This window comes from Robertmurraya massiliosenegalensis JC6 (genome assembly GCF_000311725.1).
Taxonomy (GTDB): Bacteria; Bacillota; Bacilli; order Bacillales; family Cytobacillaceae; genus Robertmurraya; species Robertmurraya massiliosenegalensis.
Window position 1 is genome coordinate 306935 of record NZ_HE978511.1, and the last position, 21834, is coordinate 328768.

Here is a 21834-nt window from a genome sequence, read left to right on the forward strand (position 1 = left end):
GATTGCTCGGCAAATCTTTCTATCATTAGGAACTTTAAGATAATCTCCTCGAACCCCCTCTACATCACACGTTTAAACATCTTCTCCATTTCATACGTTGAGTAATGAATGATGATCGGTCTTCCATGTGGACATGTAAATGGATCAGATGATCGTCGCAATTCATCAAGCAATGCCTGGATTTCACTCATTTGCAAATAGTGATTGGCTTTTATCGAAGCTTTACAGCTCATCATGATCGCTGCTTCTTCTCTTAGCTTTTTAATGTCTACTTTTTTCATCGTAAGTAGTTGTTCTAGCATTTCTTCAATAATTTCTTTTTCCATTCCTACTGGAAACCACTGTGGATGAGAACGGGCAATAAAACTATTGATGCCAAAAGGCTCTAAAAACACCCCTACTTCTTCAAGCTGCGCTTTATGTTCTTCTATTTTGAGCGCTTCGTCTGCTGAATATTCAAACGTAAGTGGAACGAGCATTTCTTGAAGTTCACTTTTCACTTGTCCAACTTTCTCACGATAATATTCATATTTAATTCTTTCTTGCGCAGCATGCTGATCAATGATATATAGCCCCTTCTCATTTTGGGCCAATATATAGGTTCCATGCATTTGTCCTATTGGATATAAAGGTGGAACCCGTGAATCTTCTCTTGTTTCATCTTCCTCTTGAAAAACTCTCACTGACTCCATAACTTCTTCCTCAATAAATGGAGCAGGCTCAGGCGCTTGCGGCTTTTCTCTTTCCACAGGTTTCGGATCCCAATAAAACTCCTGTGGTTCAATCTCCGGCAAATCTTTTAAAGGAAAGGATGGCTGAGTTTCTTTCGCTACGGGCAAATGGTCCAGTTCAAACGATGGTTGCTCTGTTTTTACCACTTGCTTTGGTTCACGTTTCAAGCCTTCTGGGATAAGTTCTTTTCGATGAAAAGCATCCTTAATCGTCTTCGTCACAAGCTGATTCAATTCAGCCTCTTTGCTAAAGCGCACTTCCATTTTTGATGGATGGACGTTCACATCTACTAGGATTGGATCCATTTCGACATTTAGCATCACGATCGGAAAACGTCCAATTGGAAGTAAAGTATGGTAGCCTTCTTGGATGGCCTTGACTAACGGGTAGTTTTTAATAAATCTGCCATTGACCATCGTCGTAATGTAATTACGAGAAGCTCTTGTAATTTCAGGAAGAGCAAGCCAACCACGGATCGTAAAATCAAGTGAACTCGCTTCAATTGGGATCATTTTTTTAACAATATTAAGCCCGTAAATAGAAGCAAGCACTTGACGCACATCTCCATTTCCGTTCGTATGGAGAAGCTTTCGATCATTGTGAATCAGACGGAAAGAGACTTCAGGATGAGAAAGAGCAAGGCGATTGACAATATCGGTTATATTTCCAAGCTCTGTATGGACGGTCTTCATATATTTTAAACGGGCAGGTGTATTGAAAAATAAATCTGTCACAATAATGTCCGTCCCTTTGCGACTGGAGGATTTTTCAAATGTCTCCACATGCCCTCCCTCTAAAACAAGGCGAGTTCCTTCTTCTCCTGTAGATGTCTTCATTTCCACTCGTGAAACAGAGGCAATACTGGGAAGTGCTTCCCCACGGAACCCAAGTGTTCGAATTCGAAATAGATCTTTATCATTTTTAATTTTGCTGGTGGCATGCCGATTGAACGCCATTAAAACATCGTTCTCCTCTATTCCGTCTCCGTTATCGGTTATGCGAATTTTAGCTAGCCCTGCTTCTTCCACTTCGATTTCAATGATCGAACTATTTGCATCAATGGCATTTTCCACTAATTCTTTCACAACAGAAGCTGGTCTTTCTACTACTTCTCCAGCGGCAATTTTATTTGAAAGTAAATCATCTAATTGAATGATTTTTCCCAACTTTGCCACCTCCTAACCTATTAGCCTTTTAATTTTTTATGGAGTTCATAAAGGGTGTTCATCGCTTGCATGGGTGTCATCTCTAAAATATCGATTTCTTTAATTTTCTCCAATGCTTTTTTCCCCTTAGAAGTGAAAGGAGAAGACTCTTTAACTACTGGTTCATCAAAAAATGATAATTGATCACTTTCTGATTTTGGCGGTCGAATATTTTCCCCTTGGTTCTCAAAATTTTCGAGAATTTCATTGGCCCGTTCAATAAGAGAGGTTGGAAGATTAGCGAGCTGAGCAACGTGAATTCCATAACTCTTATCGGCTGCCCCTTCTTTAATTTTATGAAGGAAAACGACCTTTCCATTGTGTTCAATTGCACTGACATGGACATTTTTTAGCTGTGGCAGTTCCTTATCAAGTACCGTTAACTCATGATAATGGGTTGAAAATAATGTTTTTGCGCCAATTTTATGATGAATATGTTCAATGATAGCCTGTGCAAGTGCCATCCCATCATAAGTAGATGTTCCTCGGCCAATTTCGTCGAAGAGAATCAAACTATTCTCTGTCGCATTTTCAATCGCATTATTCGCTTCGAGCATTTCAACCATGAATGTACTTTGACCAGAGATTAAATCATCCGCTGCTCCTATGCGTGTGAACACTTGGTCAAAAATCGGAAGTGTCGCTTCTGTGGCAGGTACGAAACATCCCATTTGGGCTAAGATCGCTGTAAGCGCAATTTGCCTCATATACGTACTCTTACCAGACATATTCGGCCCCGTGATCAGAAGTACTTCTCGCGTGTGATCCATATAGCAATCGTTTGGAACATACTCTTGAGCTTTCATCACTTTTTCCACGACAGGATGCCTTCCGTCCTTTAGCACAATGATTCTTTCATCCGAAAATTGCGGTTTCACATAGTGCCTTTCTTCACTTATTGAAGCAAAGCATTGCAGGACATCGATTTCACTTACAATTTTGGCTAAACGCTGTAATCTCGGGATATAGCTCTTCACAAACTCACGAATTTCCGTAAAGAGTGCATATTCAAGCTCCACGCTTTTTTCCTCTGCTTGTAAAATAAGAGCTTCTTTTTCCTTTAGCGCTGGTGTAACAAAACGTTCTGCATTCGTTAACGTTTGCTTTCTTTCATATTGACCTTCCTCAAGTAAATGAAGATTTGCTTTTGTTACTTCAATATAGTAACCAAAAACTCGGTTATAGCCGATTTTTAACGATTTGATCCCTGTTTTCTCTCGCTCTTCACGTTCCAACTGAGCAATCCATGTTTTTCCATTTCTGCTTGCATCACGGTAACGATCTAACTCTTCATGATATCCATCTTGAATGATATTTCCATCTTTTATCGATAGAGGCGGGTTTTCAACGATAGCTCTCTCGAGTAACTCGACGACTTCCTCACAAGGATCAAGTTGTGCTGCTAAAAGCTCTGCCTCTTCATGATTCATATGCGTAATGATATGTTTAAGAGGTGGAATTTGATGAAGGGAACGCTTTAATTGCATCAAGTCACGGGCATTTACATTTCCAAAGGCCACTCTTCCTGCCAAACGTTCTAAGTCATATACCTCTGTTAGTTTTTCACGTATCTCCTGTCGTTCAAAATAGTGGGACAAGAACAACTCTACGAGTGCTTGACGTCTCTTAATATCCTTTTTTTGAATTAATGGTCGGTCGATCCATTGTTTCAAAAGCCGACCACCCATCGCTGTCTTTGTTTCATCTAAAAGCCACAATAAGGAGCCTTTCTTCCCTTTAGAGCGAATTGTTTCAGTTAATTCAAGATTTCTTTTTGAATAATAATCAATTTTCATAAATTGTTGAATCTCATAAGCTCCAATAGGTTGCAGGTGATCTAATGATCGCTTTTGAGTACGATACAAATAATTGAATAATCTCGCTATCGTACTTGATAGCTTTGATTCCTCTAAAGCATTGAATAACGATGAAAAGCTCTCATTTACTTCGACATTATCTTCATAGGATAGAGTAGCAGCAAAGCGTTCACGTATTTTATGTTGAAGTCCTTCATCTAAATCAGATGGAATCACGACTTCCTTAGCACCTGAAAGGGCAATTTCATTTAATACTAGCTCAAAATTTCCCTCTAGCAACGTTACTTTGCTTTCCCCAGTGGAGAGATCGCTGTAACCAAAGCCATAGCCTTCAGAGAAAGGACTTAATGTCGCAATAAAGTTATTTTCTTTCTCTTGTAAACCACGACCTTCCATCATCGTTCCAGGGGTGATTAACTGCACCACTTCACGTTTTACAACCCCTTTGGCTTGCCTTGGATCCTCTGTTTGTTCACAAATTGCCACTTTGTAGCCCTTTTCTACTAATCTTTCTATATATTGAGGGGCAGAGTGATAGGGAACTCCACACATCGGAATCCGTTCTTCCGATCCACCTTCACGACTTGTTAATGTAATTTCAAGTTCTTGAGAAGCTTTAAGAGCATCATCAAAGAACATTTCATAGAAATCTCCTAAACGAAAAAATAAAAAGGCATCCGAATAGTCTGCCTTCACCTGTAAATATTGTTGTATCATCGGCGTATATGTTGCCATCCTAATCCTCCAAAACTAATCTCTCATGATTGATTCTTATTGTTCTATTATACCATAGCTGAAAACGAGCGGAAACGGTTTGCTTCGATTACCAAAAGTATTGATTAAGATTGGGGATCCAGGTAGAATTTGTATACTTTATCTTATGGGAGGAAGTCTGATGAAATACGAAGATATTATTTATTATGGAATTGTTAACGTGAATACGTGATTTCAAAAAAAATTTGGACTGCGCTTTAATTAGCGAGTCCAAACTGATACACCGTACAAGATTGATATTTTCCATCTCGCTCCAAAAAAATCGATGGAAAATGGGCGTGATGAACGGCATCTGGCAATGCTTGTGTTTCTATGCAAAGCCCTAAATACTTTCGTGCCTTTATTCCTCTGATTGTAAATTCTCCTTCTAGCGAATTACCCGTATATAATACGACTGCTGGTTCGGTAGTTGAGATCTTTAGTGTTCTCCCACTCTCTTTATCCCAAAGAACGATTCGCTTGTCATTGTTTAATAGAAACGGATGGTCATAACCAGCGCCGACTATGCGATTTTGTCGATCATTCGAGTTCATCCCATTTTTTAATTGTCTCCACTCCCGAAAATCAAATGGAGTCCCATCAACATCAATCAACTTGCCAGTTGGTAGTTTCTCATCGTCTAATTCAGCAAATTCGTTACTCTCCATTTTTAACCAATGGTTTCGAATATCAGCTTTTAAATTGCCACTCAAATTAAAATAGGAGTGATTGGTCAAATTAACAATTGTTTTTTCGTCACTCACTGCCTCATAGGAAATCTCCAATTCATTTAAATTATTTAACGTAAACGTTACATTAATCCATAGATTCCCTGGAAATCCCCCTTCTCCATTTACACTCAAATAAGAAAATCTCACGCCTACACGACTTTTCTCGTTTATTACTTTCCCAGCCCAAACTACCTGATGGAGACCGCTAGAACCACTGTGAATACAATTACGGCAGTCATTTTTTTCTAATTTATAGTTTATTCCACCTAGTTCAAACTCCGCATTCTTTATCCGACCAGCAACACGACCGATAATACAGCCAAAATAAGGGGAAGAGCATTGATACTCATCGATACTGTCTAAGCTAAGAACGACATTTTCATATATTCCTTCTCGATCTGGAACAACGATTTCAGTAATCGTACAACCATAATCAAGAATTCGAACAAGCATACCATGATCGTTGATGAAAGTAAATTCGGTTACGGGTTGTTCATCTACAGCGCCATAATATGAACTTGCATTTTATCCACCTATTAGTTGCGAAAGCTTGCTAACCCTTCACTAATTTCTTTCGTTGATTGATAAACCTTCTTATATAGACGAAAAAGCTCTTCATACTGGCGTACATTTTTTTCAATTGGCTCAAATGTTTTCACAACTTTTGTAAAGCTTTCGGCACATTCATTTAAAGAAGAGTACCAACCACAGCCTAATGCAGCGATCATGGCAGCTCCAATACCTGGCCCTTGTTCACTGGAGAGCTTTTGAATTTTTACATTAAATATATCAGCTTGAATTTGTAACCATGTATCATTCTTTGCTCCACCGCCGATTGAAACGATCGTATCGATTTTTTTGCCACCATCTCGAAAAATTTCAATTGATTCGTTTAGAGAAAAGGTGATCCCTTCAATAACCGCACGTACAAAATCGATTCTTTTATGAGAACTATCCACTCCAATAAAGCTTCCACGAATAAATGCATCGGCATGAGGAGTTCTCTCTCCGGCTAGATATGGGGTAAATAATAGACCGTTTGCACCAATTGCTACTTCTTCCACACCAGTTAGTAGCGTATCATAATCTTCCTTTTGTGCGAAAGATTCTTTGAACCAGTTTAAGCTATAGCCTGCTGCAAGAGTGACCCCCATCGTATAAAAGGCATTCTCTTTTCCATGATTAAAATAATGGACCTTCCCTTTGAAGTCTCGCTCTTTCTTCTCTTCATAAGATAGGACAACACCAGAGGTTCCAATACTACAAAGGGTTTTTCCAACCTCTAAAATGCCCGAACCGATCGCACCACAGGCGTTATCAGCTCCACCTGCAAACACTTTAGTGTAAACAGATAATCCCGTCCTTCTAGCTATCTCACTTGTAATCGTTCCAACGAATTGATGTGGTTCCACAAGTTGAGGACATAACGTAAGATCGACTCCAACTGCTTCACAAATCTCACGACTCCATCGTTTATTAGCTACGTCTAGTAATAGTGTACCGGCTGCATCTGAGTATTCACTATGAATTTGCCCCGTTAAGCGAAATCGTAAATAGTCTTTTGGCAATAAGAAGGTTTTTGCTTTTCTATATAGCTCTGGTTCATGCTCCTTCACCCATAATAACTTAGGTAAGGTGAATCCTTCCAGAGCAGGGTTTTTAGCAATTTTTAATAATGTCTCTTTGCCAACCAATTTATAAATTTCTTCACATTGGTTTGAAGTCCTTACGTCATTCCAAAGAATCGCATTGCGAAGAACTTCGTTTTGTTGGTCCAACAGAACAAGTCCATGCATTTGTCCGGAAAAGCTAATTCCTTCAATGTCATCAAGGGAACCGCCAAAACCTTTTACTAACATGGATATGGCCGTAATCGTTTTGTCAACCCACTCCTCCGGGTCCTGTTCACTATAACCTGATTTTTCTTGAATAAGTGGATAAGGCTGTGAGATTTCAACACAAACCTCCCCTAATTGATTCATTAATAGTACTTTAACGGCACTAGTACCAAGGTCGACTCCAATTACATATTTCACTTTTGACCACCTGCTTATCAAATTAAATGAGTGAAAAAGTGCTAGAAATGATACATATTTCTATTGAACAGAAGACAGTTGTTCCGCTAATAAATATTGATTAAGAATCGCTCTTAAGCGCTCATGACGACCTGATGTATTTCTAATATCCCGCAATGAAAGAGCATGCTGTTCAAGTTGATGGAAATTTGTCTTCCCTTGGACAATCTCAAGCCCAATCCCCTTCGTGTAGCTTTCATAACGCTCGGCAATGAAATCTTCGAAAACCTTATCTTCTAATAGCCGGTTTGCCACTTTTAAACCGATAGCAAAAGAATCCATTCCAGCAATGTGGGCATGGAATAAATCTTCTGCTTCAAAAGATCCTCTTCGTACTTTCGCATCAAAATTCAATCCTCCACTGCCAAGACCACCGTTCAAAAGAATTTCATACATCGCAAGAGTAGTTGAGTATAAATCAGTCGGGAATTCATCTGTATCCCAGCCAAGAAGCATATCCCCTTGGTTTGCATCGACTGATCCTAACATTCCATTGATACGAGCCGTTCTTAATTCATGCTCAAATGTATGACCTGCAAGTGTAGCATGATTCGCTTCAACATTAAATTTAAAATGATCAGCTAAATCATATTTTTGTAAAAATGCTAACCCTGTTGCTACATCAAAATCATATTGATGTTTTGTTGGTTCTTTTGGCTTTGGTTCAATAAGGAATTGTCCAGTGAAGCCAATTTCCTTGGCATAATCAAGTGCCATATGGAAGAAGCGACCTAAGTTATCTAATTCTAGTTTCATATCGGTATTCAAAAGCGTTTCATACCCTTCGCGGCCACCCCAGAATACATAGTTTTCAGCACCTAATTCTTTTGCCATTTCCAAGCCTTTTTTCACCTTTGCTGCTGCATAGGCAAAGATATCTGCATTCGGAGCAGTCGCCGCCCCGTGAAGCCAACGGGGATTTGTAAAGTTGTTCGCCGTATTCCAAAGTAATTTTGTTTTACTTGTTTTCATGTACTCTTTCAGCATTGCCACAATCTCGTCTAAATTTTTATAGGTTTCAGCTAAAGTGTTTCCTTCAGGAGCGATATCCACATCATGGAAGCAAAAATAAGGAACATCAAGCTTCTCAAAAAATTCAAATGCTGCTTCAACACGAACCTTCGCTTGATCCATTCCCGATAAATGATCCCATGGACGAAGCATTGTCCCCACACCGAATGAATCATTACCTTCAAAGGTAAAGGTATGCCAATAGGCAACTGCAAAACGGAGTGTTTCTTCCATCGTCTTCCCACCGATTTTTTCATCTGGATTGTAATGCTTAAATGCAAACGGATTCGTTGATGAAGGACCCTCGAACTGAATTTTTGAAATAGCGCTAAAGTATGACATGGTACAAACCTCCTATTTATGATATAAAGTAATAGCTTATTGAAAATGTTTACATTATGATATTAATAGATTTTCGACAAACACTTGCAGGAGAGATACATATGAACCAAATTAGTAGTATTATCTATCGTACTTTTGAATGGATCACTCGATTTGCCTATCTTCAGCTATTATGGGCTGTCTTCACCTTAGCTGGTGGCATTCTCTTTGGTCTTATCCCCTCTACTGTCGCCGTGTATGCCATTATTCGCAGTTGGCTTAGAGGGAATACAGATATCCCCCTTTTTTCATCCTTTTGGAATTATTATAAAAATGATTTTCTGAAAAGTAATAAACTAGGGATCTTGATCTATCTTATTTTTCTATTAATCGGCCTTGATTTCATCTATTTACAGGAAATAGATCAATCAATTGTAACTTGGATGCATGCTCCTCTATTCGCCTTCATGCTTCTTTCTATGTTATTTGTATTCTATCTCTTTCCGGCATTTGTTCATTTTGATCTAAACAATCACTCTATTGTGAAGCATGCTTTCTTTATCATGCTCATCCACCCATTTCATAGTTTGTTAATGGTGCTTTCACTCGCTTCTCTTTTTATCATTATTTATTATTTTCCCGCTATCGGGTTAATTTTTGGTGTTAGTTCCATTGCCTATATTACGATGTGGTTAGCGCTACATGCCTTTAACAAAGTGCAAAAGAAAAACTAGTTAACCTTTAACTGCACTAGAGGACATTCCTTCGACTACTTTATTACTAAAGAAAATAAAGGCGATAAGAATGGGTAATACACTAATGATTAACGTTGCCCCAATGGCACCCCAGTCAGTCATGTATTGCCCGATGAAATTTTGGATTCCTACCGTTAAAGTCTTAAATTTATCAGAGCTAATAAACGTATTCACAAAAACAAATTCATTCCAGTTGTAAATCATGTTAATAATGACAGTCGTAGACATGACTGGTATCGTCATTGGAAGAACAATTTTAAAAAACAATTGTGGGACAGAACATCCATCGATAATTGCTGCCTCTTCAATCTCACGGGGTAACGTATAATAAAATCCTAGTAAAATCATGATCGTGATCGGGAGATTATAGGCTGTATACGTAATGACTATAGACCAAGGACTATCAATTAAATTTATATTGAGAAACATTTTAAATAAAGGAATGATCGAAGAATGGATCGGGATCATAAGTCCTACCATAAAAAGCCCGAGAACGATATTGCTGAGTTTCCATTTCATTCGAGTAATTGCAAATGTCGCCATACTGGCAAATAAAACAGTAAAAAGAATGGCGAGTCCTGTAATCCAGACACTATTCCAAAAGTAGATCCCAATTCCCCCTTCCCACACTTTTGCATAATTCTCCCAGCGAAACTCTGATGGCAAGGCAAATGGTGAACCAGAGAAAATTTCACGATTATCCTTTAAAGAAAATAAGAATAGCCACATGATCGGAAAGATTTGAAAAAGAGCGACGAGCGCTAATGACAAATAGAGAAAAAAGGAACCGATCCGCTTCATGAAAAACAATCCTCCTTCCTAGTACTGTATTTCTTCTTTAGTGGCTGTTAACTTGCGAACGATAAATGTGACAACTAGTGTAATGATCAATAATAGGAATCCGATCGCACTTCCATAGCCGAAATTATTACTGCTAAAAGCAAGTTTGTACATGTATGATGCCATCACTTCACTAGCACCATTCGGCCCTCCACCTGTCATGACATAAATCAAATCAAAATACTTTAATGAACCTACAACGGCCAATACAATCGTTACTTTGACGACACCCATGACGAGTGGCAATTTAACTTTCAACGCCACTTGTAAAGGAGTTGCTCCATCAATCCGTGCTGCTTCAATGATCGATTCAGGAATATTTTTCAAGGCAGCGTAGTAAATCAAAATATAAAACCCTGCATATTGCCAAAGAATCGGCACAAAAATAGCATATAGCACAAGGGATGTATCAGCTAACCACGCAGGTGGATTATCGATACCTATCATCACAAGGATTTGATTTAACATTCCGTTAGTCGGATTGTAAATTTTAATCCATAGCTGAGCAATTGCTACTGAAGATAGAAGCATCGGGATTAAGTATATTTTCCGCAAAAGGTCTGCACCCTTAATTTTCGATGATAAAATGAGTGCAATTGCTAAGTAAAAAAGTAAACTAAGCGTAGAAAAAATCGCAAGCAAAAAGGAATGCCAGGCACTATTCCAAAACTTCCCGTCCTGTACAGCCTCTATATAATTTTCCAAGCCGGTAAAGCTCATCGCACCGATGCCGTCCCAATCCATTAAGCCGTAGTAGCCGGATAAAGCTAACGGGATAAAAATAAAGATGGCCGTTAAGAGCAGCGCAGGTAGGACGAATAACGCGATGAGCCATTTATTGGACATTACCTTATCCATTACATTCAACCCCATATTAGTAGAAAAGGACCCACAAATAGGGACGAGTCCTTTTCTATATACAAATTTTGAACCTTCTACTCTATTTCACTATTATTCTGCTGCAAGTGCTTCTTCATGTTCTTTTGCAAATTCCTCAGGTGTTACCTCCTTTCCAAAGACTGCTTGAATCATGTTTAAATGGACTTCTGCAACCTCTGGGCTCATTTGTACATCAGCGAAAAGAGTAATATTTGTTGCATTATTAAGTTCATTTAATATATCAATATACATTTGTGGTAGCTCTAAAGAATCAGCATCTAACTTCGTAGCGGGAATAACTCCTGCTTGAGTAACTGATTTCTCGCCCCATTCTTTCACAAAGTATGCAACAAATTTTTTCGCTTCTTCCTTCACCTCAGAATCCTCGCTAACAAATAAACCGACACCAGGTCCACCAACATGACTATTTAGATCACCTAACCCGTCTACGGTTGGGAAGTTAAAGAATCCAATAGAATCTCTAAACTCTTGAGGGACATCTTCATTTGTTGTGAAGTTTGGTAAGTCCCATGAACCAATTAAGTACATGGCAGCCTGCTCACTCATAAACATGCTTTTTGCTTCTTCATCCGCCAATCCGTTGAAACCCTTTACAAAAGCATTCATATCCACTAGATTTTGAACTTCTTTCGCTGCAGTAACTAATGCAGGATCTTCAAAACTACCAGAGCGATTAATCGCACTTGTTAATACATCTGCTCCACCAATTCGATCAGCTAAATACATATACCATAATGACCCTGTCCAACGGTCTTTGTTTCCTAGAGCGATTGGAGCCACTCCGTTATCATTTAGTGTTTCTATTATATTTTTAAATTCATCATAGGTTGTCGGTGCTTTTAGACCGTATTCTTCGAAGATAGCTTTGTTGTAGAAAAGAGGTGCGATGTTTAATTCTAGAGGTAGACCATATGTTTTGCCATCAATAGCGTACGCTTCTGCTGTGCCAGCTACGAAACTATCTTTTAAGTCGCCTGATAGGAGATCATCTAAAGGAGTAAATTTGTTTCCTTCCACATAAGGAGTTAAAAATCCAGCTGCCCAAGTCATCCCTACGTCTGGTAATTCATTAGAGGTCGAAAGCACTTTTAGCTTATCTTTATATTGCTCATTACTTAAAACTTCTAATTCTACCTTCACACCTTCGTTTTCCTTCTCAAAATCAGCAATGATTTCACTTACAATTGTGTGATGTGTTTTCGAACTTCCTTCTGGCCACAAATGCATAAACTTGATGGTTTTCGTATCACCAGTATTGCTTGAGGCATTCTCACTGTCTGTGCCTGAACAACCAACTATGACAAAAATGGTTGCAACTAAGGTGAACATCAATGTAATCGTTTTCTTTTTTCTCATACATAAACCCCCTAAAAAGTGTATGATGCTTAATTCATAAGCTCAAAAATAGAATAACAGAGAACATTTCGTTTGTCTAGTGGATAAACTAAGTGTATAATGAACGTATCAAACATGTATTTTATCATCATCAAACTAGGAAGAAAGCTGATTTAACAGCTTTTTCACTGGGAACACTCAAAGGCAATTTGAATCATTTGTCGATCATTGTCAGAAAATATTGAATAAAAAATGAACACTTGCTATCTACACCTTTCCTTGATGTGAATTGAAATCGACTCGTATAATGAAATTACAATAATTATAGAAAGAGATGACAGTTTAATGAAAACGTGGAACCAGCATGTTGTCAAACAGGAAAATAAAACACTTGTCTTAAACACAATAAAACAGCTCTCTCCTATTTCACGCGCTGAAATTGCCAACTTAACTGGCTTAAACAAAGGTACCGTATCCTCACTTGTCAGCGAATTAATGGAAGAACAACTCATTTATGAATCTGGTCCTGGTGAATCTAGTGGTGGAAGAAGACCTGTAATGCTTTTATTCAATCAAGTGGCAGGGTACTCTATCGGGATCGATCTCGGTGTCAATTATCTCCTTGGCATTGTTACCGATCTTCAAGGTCAAATTTTCCATGAAAAAACAATTAGTTTCAAGCATCTAACTTATGAAAAAATCATAGCTCTTTTATATGAAATGATTGATCAACTCATCACCCTAACACCAAAAAGTCCATACGGAATCGTGGGGATTGGCATTGGCGTCCCAGGTACTGTAAGTAAAGATGGGAAAGTGCTACTAGCCCCAAATCTCAATTGGCGCAATATTAATTTAAAAGGTGTACTCCAAGAAAAATATAATGTACCTATCATCATCGAGAATGAAGCCAACGCTGGTGCTTATGGTGAAAAACTGTTTGGCGCCGGAAAAGAGGCGAACAATCTCGTTTATGTAAGCGTTGGCATTGGGATCGGAGTAGGTCTCATATTGAACAATCATCTTTATCGAGGCAATAATGGATTTTCAGGTGAACTTGGTCATATGACGATCAACATCACCGGAGAAAAATGTGGTTGTGGCAATAAAGGATGTTGGGAGCTATATGCTTCAGAACAAGCACTACTGAAAACGGCCAACAAAGCAGGATTACGTTCATCGTCCGGAGATGAGATTACATTAGATTGCTTATTAAAACTCTCCAAATCTGGCAATGAACTAGCAATCCAACAATTTGAAAACATCGGGGAGAATCTAGCTGTCGGGATCAACAATATCATCAACATTTTTAATCCACAGCAAATTATTATCGGGAATCGAATGGCTGCTGCTGAACAATGGCTGAAAAAACCGTTGGAAGAACGGATGCAGGCACGTACCTTATGGTTCCAGCAAAGAGATCTTGAGATTAATTTTTCCGAGTTATCCACTCACTCTGCCGCTTTAGGTGTAACAGCATTTGTTACAGAGAATTTTTTCAATAGTGATCTGCAAGAGTTTTCACAAGCATTATAATAAAATTTTTAATGAGGTGGAAAAATGGCAAAGATTCAAAATCCGATTTTACCAGGTTTCAATCCAGACCCGAGTATTTGCAGAGCTGGCGAAGATTACTACATTGCAGTTTCAACCTTTGAGTGGTTCCCTGGAGTAGGCATTTATCATTCAAAGGATTTAAAAAATTGGCGTTTAATCTCGAGACCGTTAAATCGCTTAAGCCAATTAAATATGCTTGGAAATCCAGATTCTGGTGGCGTTTGGGCACCTGCCCTCTCCTATCATGATGAGAAATTTTGGCTTATCTATACCGATGTCAAAGTGACTGAAGGAAGATGGAAGGATTGCCACAACTATCTTGTCACATGCGAGACGATCGATGGGGAATGGTCAGAACCCGTCCATCTAAACAGCTCAGGTTTTGATCCATCGTTATTTCACGACGAAGATGGAAAAAAATATTTAGTCAATATGCTTTGGGATCATCGTGTCAGCCATCATCAGTTTTATGGAATCGTGCTGCAGGAATACAGCGTCATTGAGCAAAAGCTCATAGGCAAGCCTGAACTAATTTTTAAAGGGACAGATATTAAATTAACAGAAGCTCCACATCTATATAAGATCAATGACTATTATTATTTGTTAACTGCTGAGGGTGGAACAAAATATGACCATCAAGCAACCATTGCACGGTCCAAAAACTTGTACGGTCCTTATGAAGTGCACCCTGATAATCCATTAATTAGTTCTTTTGCGCATCCAAGAAACCCCTTGCAAAAGGCAGGCCATGCTTCGATCGTACAAACTCATACGGATGAATGGTTTTTAGTCCACTTAACGGGCAGGCCATTGCCTAGAGATGGCCAACCCCTTTTAGATCCAAGAGGCTTTTGCCCACTTGGCAGAGAAACGGCGATTCAACGATTACAATGGGAAAATGATTGGCCTTACGTCGTTGGTGGCAATCAACCATCTCTTGAAATCATTGGCCCTGAAATTGAGGAGGTAAAATGGGAAGCTGATTATCAAGAGAAGGATGATTTTAACGATTCTGTGCTAAATTCTCATTTTCAATCACTTCGCATCCCGTTAGGTGAGAAAATTGTTTCCCTCAGCGACCGACCTAGTCATTTAAGACTGTATGGAAAAGAGTCATTAACTTCTAGATTTACTCAAGCGTTTATCGCAAGACGTTGGCAGCATTTTAATTTCACAGCAGAAACAAAGGTTTCCTTTCAGCCTACGACTTTTCAACAATCTGCTGGTCTCGTAAACTATTACAATACGAAAAACTGGACATCATTACAAATTACATGGCACGAAAAAAAGGGACGCATCCTCGAATTAATGACCTGCGATCATTTTGAATTTGCTCAACCACTCGAGGATCAAGAAATGATCATTCCATCTGATCGTGAATATGTATACCTTCGAGTTGATGTACAAATGCACACATATCTGTACTCGTATTCCTTTGATGGGATCAACTGGACACAAATCCCGATCCAGTTTCAATCTCACAAATTATCTGACGATTATATTCAAGGCGGTGGATTTTTCACAGGTGCCTTCATAGGCATGCAATGTCAGGATACATCAGGGAAAAATCAACATGCTGATTTTGATTACTTTATTTATAAACCAAATTAAACTAAAAGAGCACCCATTTGTAGGTGCTCTTCTTTAAAACAAGAAAAAAACTAGGAAGCATAACCTCCCTAGCCTTTGTTTTACTCTTCTTCTGAGCCGACTAAGAAATCTGGATCTAAATCTTCAAATTCCTCATCGTCTACGTCGAAGTAATCGTCATCATCATCTTTGCACATACCTGGATGTACCTCTATGCATACCTTTGTTTCTCCAATTACTTCTACTAAAAATTCTCTTTCCACATGTACAATGATCTTATTTCCATTTGGAGAAATAACTGCTTCTACACAGTTTGGCTGCTGAAGTACTTTCACAATTACGTCGAGGTCGTCAAGGCAATCTGGGTCACGATATTTTAGTTTAATGACGTCTGTATAGTCTACTCGTTCAGTGACAACTTCAGTTTGTGTATTATCATTAAAGGAGTACCAAACATTAATGTCATAGTAGCCGCAAACTTCAACTGTTTTGCCAACCTTTTTCGCCTCGTACGTATGGTTGATAATCCAACATCCAAGGATGCTAGTTGGATTGTTTTCAGGGCAAATCGTATGATTGGATTGGGTGAATTTTCGTCCTTTCGCTACGACCGCTTTTGTGATAATCTCTCTGTATTCTCCCATTGCGAGCGAACCCTCCTCACTTAAGTTTCAATTCATCCTATGCGGGATATTAGACTAGTGTGCTTATCTTTTTATTAGTGTCTAATCCATGATATACGTAATCGCAATTCCGCTAATTAGGGCTATTTCATTATTTAAAAGTTAGTTCATCCTATGCATCTACCTAGAAATAGGTGAATGGTGGGGAAAGTTTGCTGAAAGATTTCTTTATCTCGAATTGTGATGAGGATATATTCGCCAAATGCTACGCAATGTTTCGAATAAAAAAAAGCCTCTACCGATGCATCGGTAAAGGCACTTGAACTCAAACCTAATGATTATGAGAGCATTCCTTATTCTTAATCTCTGCTCCTGTTTCACCACTTAAGAGATTTCCCCCCGTAGAAGTGATGATTTCATCAGTTACTTTATTGGAAATCGTTGAAGCAACTAATTGTAATAAATCGTTGACATCACCTTGTGACTGCTTGAACTCTTGTACCACTGGAATCGCATCTAGTTCTTCTTCAATCTTCGCAATCTTGTCTTCCGTTCTCTTCAATGCCTCAGGCTTACCATAATGATGAAGATTAACGGCTTGTTTCTGAAGACCTTTAATCTGATCAATTAAATTGCGCACTTTTTCGTTTTCATGAATTTGCGCTTCTGCTCTTTTAAAGAAATCAACTTCCTCTGTTTGCGCGATTAACGCTGCTAATTCTTTTGCACGTGCTACGATTTCATCTTTTGTATACTTCGCCATCTTATTTCACCTCAACTGGTTGAACTTCTTCCACCATTTCTCCTTTTAATGACCACGTCTTTGCTTCTGTCACTTTCACCTTTACAACCTTACCAATCGCTGTTTTTGGAGCAACAAAGTTTACGAGCTTGTTTCGACGAGTATAACCTGCTAAAACATCAGGGTTGTTCTTGCTTTCCCCTTCAACAAGGACTTCTACCACTTGGTCCTTATATTTTTTCATCGCTTCTGCTGAAAGTTCATTAACAAGGCTGTTTAAGCGTTGAAGACGTTCTTTTTTCACTTCCATTGGAACATTATCTTGCATCTTAGCAGCAGGTGTTCCCTCACGAGGTGAGTAAATGAACGTATAGGCAGCTTCAAAACCAACTTCACGATATAAAGAAAGGGTTTCTTCAAACTGTTCGTCCGTCTCATTTGGATAACCAACAATGATATCTGTTGATAATGCTACGTTTGGAATAGCTTCCTTTATTTTTCGAACGAGCTCTAAATACTGCTCTCTCGTATACTTTCTAGCCATGATTTTCAATACATCTGTTGAACCAGATTGGACTGGTAAATGAATATGTTCTACAAGGTTTCCACCTTTAGCCAAAACTTCAATGAGATGATCATCAAAATCACGAGGGTGGCTTGTTGTAAAACGGACGCGTGGGATATCAATTTTACGAATTTCATCCATTAAGTCTCCAAGACCATAGTTCATATCCTCAAAATCTTTTCCATACGCATTCACGTTTTGACCAAGCAGGGTGATTTCTTGATACCCTTGGGCAGCAAGATGACGCACCTCTTGGATAATATCATCAGGGCGACGACTACGTTCTTTCCCACGTGTATAAGGAACGATACAGTACGTACAGAATTTATCACATCCATACATAATGTTCACCCATGCTTTAATATTGCCACGGCGAACCTTTGGAAGATTTTCGATAACATCTCCCTCTTTGGACCAAACCTCAACGACCATCTCCTTCGACATATAGGCTTCTTGAAGAATGTTCGGAAGTCGATGGATGTTATGCGTTCCAAAAATCATATCAACTTGATTGTATGTTTTAAGAATCTTCTTGACGACCGATTCCTCTTGAGACATACATCCACATACACCAAGAAGAAGATCAGGATTTTGTGTTTTTAAGTGCTTCAAATGTCCTAGTTCACCAAAAACTTTGTTTTCCGCATTTTCACGTATTGCACATGTATTTAGTAAAATGACATTCGCATCTTCAACAGAATCCGTTGGTTCATATCCAAGTCCAAGAAAAATCCCAGCCATGACCTCTGTGTCATGTTCATTCATTTGACAACCGTAAGTACGGATGTAGAATTTTCTTCCTTTTCCCATTCCTAAAAATTCTTCTGGAATAGTAAAATCATTATGGTATTGAACTTCTTCTTTCCCTCTTTTTTTCGCATCCTTTAAGGATGGTGGGACATAAACAGCTTCAAAGTACTTACTGTAATCCTTTTCGGATTTTTTGTCCGAAGAATTAGCAGCCTTCACTTGCTGACCTTCTAATCGTTGCTTCTCGTTCATTGAAAATCTCCTTTCTCATTAATGCTTTTCTAATATGCTACTTTACTTATTAATAGGTATACACACATTATTTAAGTATAAACCCTATAAGGATTGAATACAATAGGAACCTAATACGGGACATATCTTATACCTGTCAAAACTATGAAAAAAAACTCCTACAAAATGTAGGAAGCTTCGGTTTGTCTCATTCGATCCAACCATCTCTCACCCTTAAGCGGAATTTTTCCTGTTATCTCCTCAACGGAGTCTCTTTTAGGGAAAATAACGGAAGATTTTCCGCTTATGGAGGGCAAAATCGTTTATTTTGGCATTTTTTGAGGGAATAGCAGGAATTTTTCCTGTTATTTCGGCTTTTTTCATGATGGTTAAGGTATTAAGCGGAATTTTTCCTGTTATTTTTTCATAGCGATACTCCTACCGTTATGCGAACATTAAGTCGAGGGAATTTTAATTCCTGGACAACGAAAAAAAACAACCTCAATCATGAGGTTGTCGTAAAATCGTCTATTACATAAACTCTGAAACAAGCTTTTCAAAATGCGCTTCATCTAACTGAAGATCAGCTTGAGAAAGCGGAGTTTCTGAATAACCATTAAGAAGCTCTTGATAAGATGGACGTTCCGTATTTTGATAGATAAGTCCTGTCACTAATCCATTATGCTTCATCAGTGTTTGCATTGCTTCTTCACGGTTTGATGGATCATAGTTTTCAACATCTGCTAGTTTTGTAAGGTTTTCTTTAAACCAATCATACGTGTTCACCTTATTATACGTAACACAAGGACTAAAGACATTAATTAAGGAAAAACCTTTATGCTTGATTCCAGCTTCAATTAATGCTGTCAAATCTTTTAAATCTGTTGAGAAACTTTGTGCAACAAACGTAGCTCCAGCCGTTAACGCCATTTCCATAGGAGAAATAGGTTGTTCAACTGACCCTGATGGAGTTGATTTTGTTTTAAAACCAGCAGCCGATCTAGGAGAAGTTTGACCTTTAGTTAATCCATAGATTTGATTATCCATTACAATATAAGTGATATCAACGTTACGGCGAATCGCATGAATGGTATGTCCCATTCCAATTGCAAAACCGTCTCCGTCACCACCAGATGCAATAACCGTTAGATCACGATTGGCCATTTTTACCCCTTGGGCAATTGGTAGTGAGCGCCCGTGAATTCCATGAAACCCATATGAATTAATATATCCTGAAATCCGCCCTGAACAACCGATTCCAGAGACGACGGCTAAGCTTTCGGGATCTAATCCAACATTTGCCGCCGCTCTTTGAATAGCCGCTTGAACCGAGAAATCTCCACAACCTGGACACCAGTTGGGCTTCACATTATTACGAAAATCTTTAAAAGTTGCCATTTTTAGAACAGCTCCTTGCTTTTTGTATAAATTTCATGTGGCAAGAATGGATTCCCGTCATATTTTAGGTGATTCTTCACTTTGTTAGCATGTCCGACGTTCATCTTAAGAATATTGGCTAGCTGACCTGTTGCATTGTTTTCAACAACAAGGACATTTTTAGCTGATTGAACAAGTGGTAACATTTCGTCAGTTGGAAATGGATGAATTAAACGAATTTGAGCATGATTCACTTTTAAACCATCTTTCTCCAGACGAGTTATCGCTTCTTCAATAGCCCCACGTGTGGAATTAAAGCCGACGAGTAAAAGGTCTGGCTCTGCGTGAGGAGCGTTCTTATAAACAGGTGTATTAAATTTAATATGGTCAATCTTACGGAAACGCTTATCCATTTGAGCATTACGGTTAAGTGCAGATTCCGATGGTTTACCCGTTTCATCATGTTCTACCCCTGTAACATGGTGTATTCCATTTTTCATACCTGGGATCACACGTGGAGACACTCCATCCTCAGTCACTTCATAACGCTTAAAGTAGCCTTTATTTTCAATCTCTGGTAATTCGTCTTGCTGTAACTTTCCACGGCGAATTTCTACTTTACTATAATCAAGTGGTTCAACGGTTTGTTTACCGAGTGACAATTGTAAATCGGATAAAACAATAACCGGACACTGGTATTCTTCAGCTAAATTAAATGCTTCTGCTGTATCATAGAACGCTTCCTGTACTGTGCTTGGAGCCATTACGATCTTCGGAATTTCACCATGCGTTCCATAAATCATCGCCATTAAGTCTGATTGCTCCTGCTTCGTTGGAAGACCTGTTGATGGACCGCCACGCTGAGTATCTACGATTACGAGCGGTTGTTCCGTTATCCCAGACAACCCGATTGCTTCCATTTTTAGCGAAAGCCCAGGACCTGCAGATGCTGTCAAGGCACGAACACCAGCATAGTTGGCTCCAATTGCCATTGTTGCAGCTGCGATTTCATCTTCTGTTTGAATAACCGTTCCACCAAGTGCAGGAAGCTTTTGAATTAAATATTCCATAATTTCTGACGCCGGAGTAATTGGGTATGCAGCCATAAAGCGACATCCACCAGCTAATGCTCCTAGCGCAATTGCATCGTTCCCAATCATGAATAGGCGTTTATTTCCATCCGCCTTTTCTAAATGCATAACCGCATTTTCAGCCAATTCGGCTTTCATGTGGTCAAAACCAGCCTTCACGGCATCCATATTCTTATCAACAACTTGTTGACCTTTTTTACCAAAAATTTCTTGAACCACTTCTCTGAAAACATTAATATCTAAATCTAGTACAGCGCATGTTGCACCTACTGCTACCATGTTTTTCATTAAAGAAGTTCCAAGTTCTGTAGCAATCTCTGTGAATGGCACCGCATACAAAGTTGCATTGGTATCCTCTGGTTGTTTTGGACTAAATTTCGCATCAGCGATGATGATCCCATTGTCATGGAGTTCTTTGTAATTTAGATCCACTGTCTCTTGGTCAAACGCAACTAAAATGTCTAGATCATCTGAAATAGACCGAACCTGAGTTGTACTTACACGAATTTTATTATTCGTATGTCCACCTTTAATCCGTGATGAAAAGTGACGGTAGCCATACAAGTAGTAGCCCAGACGATTTAGAGCAATCGAAAAAATCTCCCCCGTGCTTTCAATACCTTCCCCTTGTTGTCCGCCAACTTTCCAAGAAAGTTGATTGATCATGTCTTACACCCCTTCGGATACGTTAAGAAATATGTAAAAAACGTTATTTGTTTTCGATGAGTCCATTTCAAAATGAATGATTCCTATTAAGAATTGCTTGTTCTGAAGAAAAATTCAGCGAAACGCTTTCTTAATGAACCTCTAGACATTGTGAAATTTACTCAGTG

Annotated in this window: 15 protein-coding genes and 1 pseudogene; 3 read left to right on the forward strand and 13 right to left on the reverse strand. The window is 38.8% G+C overall.

The window, feature by feature from the left end; all coding sequences use genetic code 11:
• Positions 1 to 59: 59 nt before the first annotated feature.
• The 5 genes and pseudogenes from mutL to xylA all read right to left on the reverse strand — a co-directional run bounded on the left by mutL (position 60) and on the right by xylA (position 8666).
• Positions 60 to 1898 (reverse strand): DNA mismatch repair endonuclease MutL, encoded by a 1839-nt coding sequence (gene mutL, locus BMSHG_RS01675; RefSeq protein ID WP_019152694.1) that lies wholly within the window; start codon positions 1896 to 1898, stop codon positions 60 to 62.
• A gap of 20 nt (positions 1899 to 1918) precedes the next feature.
• Complete coding sequence (gene mutS / locus BMSHG_RS01680) at positions 1919 to 4489, reverse strand: DNA mismatch repair protein MutS (protein ID WP_019152695.1); 2571 nt, start codon at positions 4487 to 4489, stop codon at positions 1919 to 1921.
• A gap of 236 nt (positions 4490 to 4725) precedes the next feature.
• A pseudogene (locus BMSHG_RS25605) lies at positions 4726 to 5748 on the reverse strand (aldose epimerase family protein); the annotation flags it as partial.
• 26 nt (positions 5749 to 5774) lie between these two features.
• Positions 5775 to 7274: a xylulokinase gene (gene xylB / locus BMSHG_RS01690; RefSeq protein ID WP_019152697.1), complete on the reverse strand. Its 1500-nt coding sequence runs from the start codon at positions 7272 to 7274 to the stop codon at positions 5775 to 5777.
• A gap of 60 nt (positions 7275 to 7334) precedes the next feature.
• Positions 7335 to 8666, reverse strand: a complete 1332-nt coding sequence (xylA, locus tag BMSHG_RS01695) for a xylose isomerase (RefSeq protein ID WP_019152698.1) — start codon at positions 8664 to 8666, stop codon at positions 7335 to 7337.
• Positions 8667 to 8767: 101 nt separating this feature from the next.
• On the opposite strand from xylA, the gene BMSHG_RS01700 reads away from it, so the two are divergent.
• On the forward strand, positions 8768 to 9379 hold the full coding sequence (locus BMSHG_RS01700; protein WP_019152699.1) for a YesL family protein: 612 nt from the start codon (positions 8768 to 8770) through the stop codon (positions 9377 to 9379).
• Here BMSHG_RS01700 and BMSHG_RS01705 read toward each other — a convergent pair whose 3' ends face one another.
• The 3 genes from BMSHG_RS01705 to BMSHG_RS01715 form a co-directional block, all read right to left on the reverse strand.
• Positions 9380 to 10201: a carbohydrate ABC transporter permease gene (locus tag BMSHG_RS01705; protein ID WP_019152700.1), complete on the reverse strand. Its 822-nt coding sequence runs from the start codon at positions 10199 to 10201 to the stop codon at positions 9380 to 9382.
• 18 nt (positions 10202 to 10219) lie between these two features.
• The gene (locus BMSHG_RS01710; RefSeq protein WP_019152701.1) at positions 10220 to 11098 is read right to left on the reverse strand and encodes a carbohydrate ABC transporter permease; all 879 of its coding nucleotides are present in this window, start codon (positions 11096 to 11098) and stop codon (positions 10220 to 10222) included.
• A 93-nt stretch (positions 11099 to 11191) separates the two neighbouring features.
• Positions 11192 to 12496, reverse strand: coding sequence for an extracellular solute-binding protein (locus BMSHG_RS01715; RefSeq protein WP_019152702.1), 1305 nt, complete (start codon positions 12494 to 12496; stop codon positions 11192 to 11194).
• 324 nt (positions 12497 to 12820) lie between these two features.
• On the opposite strand from BMSHG_RS01715, the gene BMSHG_RS01720 reads away from it, so the two are divergent.
• Both BMSHG_RS01720 and BMSHG_RS01725 read left to right on the forward strand, forming a co-directional pair.
• Positions 12821 to 14011, forward strand: coding sequence for an ROK family transcriptional regulator (locus BMSHG_RS01720; protein ID WP_019152703.1), 1191 nt, complete (start codon positions 12821 to 12823; stop codon positions 14009 to 14011).
• 24 nt (positions 14012 to 14035) lie between these two features.
• Positions 14036 to 15643 carry a glycoside hydrolase family 43 protein gene (locus BMSHG_RS01725; protein WP_019152704.1) on the forward strand — a complete coding sequence of 536 codons (1608 nt, stop codon included), beginning with the start codon at positions 14036 to 14038 and terminating at the stop codon, positions 15641 to 15643.
• An 80-nt stretch (positions 15644 to 15723) separates the two neighbouring features.
• Here the strand turns inward: BMSHG_RS01725 and BMSHG_RS01730 are convergent, their stop codons facing one another.
• The 5 genes from BMSHG_RS01730 to BMSHG_RS01755 form a co-directional block, all read right to left on the reverse strand.
• Positions 15724 to 16266 (reverse strand): outer spore coat protein CotE, encoded by a 543-nt coding sequence (locus BMSHG_RS01730; protein ID WP_019152705.1) that lies wholly within the window; start codon positions 16264 to 16266, stop codon positions 15724 to 15726.
• Positions 16267 to 16576: 310 nt separating this feature from the next.
• Positions 16577 to 17008 carry a RicAFT regulatory complex protein RicA family protein gene (locus BMSHG_RS01735; protein ID WP_019152706.1) on the reverse strand — a complete coding sequence of 144 codons (432 nt, stop codon included), beginning with the start codon at positions 17006 to 17008 and terminating at the stop codon, positions 16577 to 16579.
• A 1-nt stretch (position 17009) separates the two neighbouring features.
• On the reverse strand, positions 17010 to 18554 hold the full coding sequence (miaB, locus tag BMSHG_RS01740) for a tRNA (N6-isopentenyl adenosine(37)-C2)-methylthiotransferase MiaB (RefSeq protein ID WP_019152707.1): 1545 nt from the start codon (positions 18552 to 18554) through the stop codon (positions 17010 to 17012).
• 510 nt (positions 18555 to 19064) lie between these two features.
• The gene (locus tag BMSHG_RS01750) at positions 19065 to 19931 is read right to left on the reverse strand and encodes a 2-oxoacid:ferredoxin oxidoreductase subunit beta (RefSeq protein WP_019152709.1); all 867 of its coding nucleotides are present in this window, start codon (positions 19929 to 19931) and stop codon (positions 19065 to 19067) included.
• A 2-nt stretch (positions 19932 to 19933) separates the two neighbouring features.
• On the reverse strand, positions 19934 to 21667 hold the full coding sequence (locus BMSHG_RS01755; RefSeq protein ID WP_019152710.1) for a 2-oxoacid:acceptor oxidoreductase subunit alpha: 1734 nt from the start codon (positions 21665 to 21667) through the stop codon (positions 19934 to 19936).
• Between the last annotated feature and the right edge of the window lie 167 nt (positions 21668 to 21834).

Bases quoted from the DNA above. Each gene is read 5' to 3' on its own strand.
- BMSHG_RS01755 (WP_019152710.1), bottom strand. From the start codon at position 21,667: ATGATCAATCAACTTTCTTGGAAAGTTGGCGGACAACAAGGGGAAGGT.
- BMSHG_RS01700 (WP_019152699.1), top strand. From the start codon at position 8,768: ATGAACCAAATTAGTAGTATTATCTATCGTACTTTTGAATGGATCACT.
- BMSHG_RS01715 (WP_019152702.1), bottom strand. From the start codon at position 12,496: ATGAGAAAAAAGAAAACGATTACATTGATGTTCACCTTAGTTGCAACC.
- miaB (WP_019152707.1), bottom strand. From the start codon at position 18,554: ATGAACGAGAAGCAACGATTAGAAGGTCAGCAAGTGAAGGCTGCTAAT.
- BMSHG_RS01705 (WP_019152700.1), bottom strand. From the start codon at position 10,201: ATGAAGCGGATCGGTTCCTTTTTTCTCTATTTGTCATTAGCGCTCGTC.
- BMSHG_RS01725 (WP_019152704.1), top strand. From the start codon at position 14,036: ATGGCAAAGATTCAAAATCCGATTTTACCAGGTTTCAATCCAGACCCG.
- BMSHG_RS01720 (WP_019152703.1), top strand. From the start codon at position 12,821: ATGAAAACGTGGAACCAGCATGTTGTCAAACAGGAAAATAAAACACTT.
- mutS (WP_019152695.1), bottom strand. From the start codon at position 4,489: ATGGCAACATATACGCCGATGATACAACAATATTTACAGGTGAAGGCA.
- BMSHG_RS01750 (WP_019152709.1), bottom strand. From the start codon at position 19,931: ATGGCAACTTTTAAAGATTTTCGTAATAATGTGAAGCCCAACTGGTGT.
- BMSHG_RS01735 (WP_019152706.1), bottom strand. From the start codon at position 17,008: ATGGCGAAGTATACAAAAGATGAAATCGTAGCACGTGCAAAAGAATTA.
- BMSHG_RS01730 (WP_019152705.1), bottom strand. From the start codon at position 16,266: ATGGGAGAATACAGAGAGATTATCACAAAAGCGGTCGTAGCGAAAGGA.
- BMSHG_RS01710 (WP_019152701.1), bottom strand. From the start codon at position 11,098: ATGGATAAGGTAATGTCCAATAAATGGCTCATCGCGTTATTCGTCCTA.
- xylA (WP_019152698.1), bottom strand. From the start codon at position 8,666: ATGTCATACTTTAGCGCTATTTCAAAAATTCAGTTCGAGGGTCCTTCA.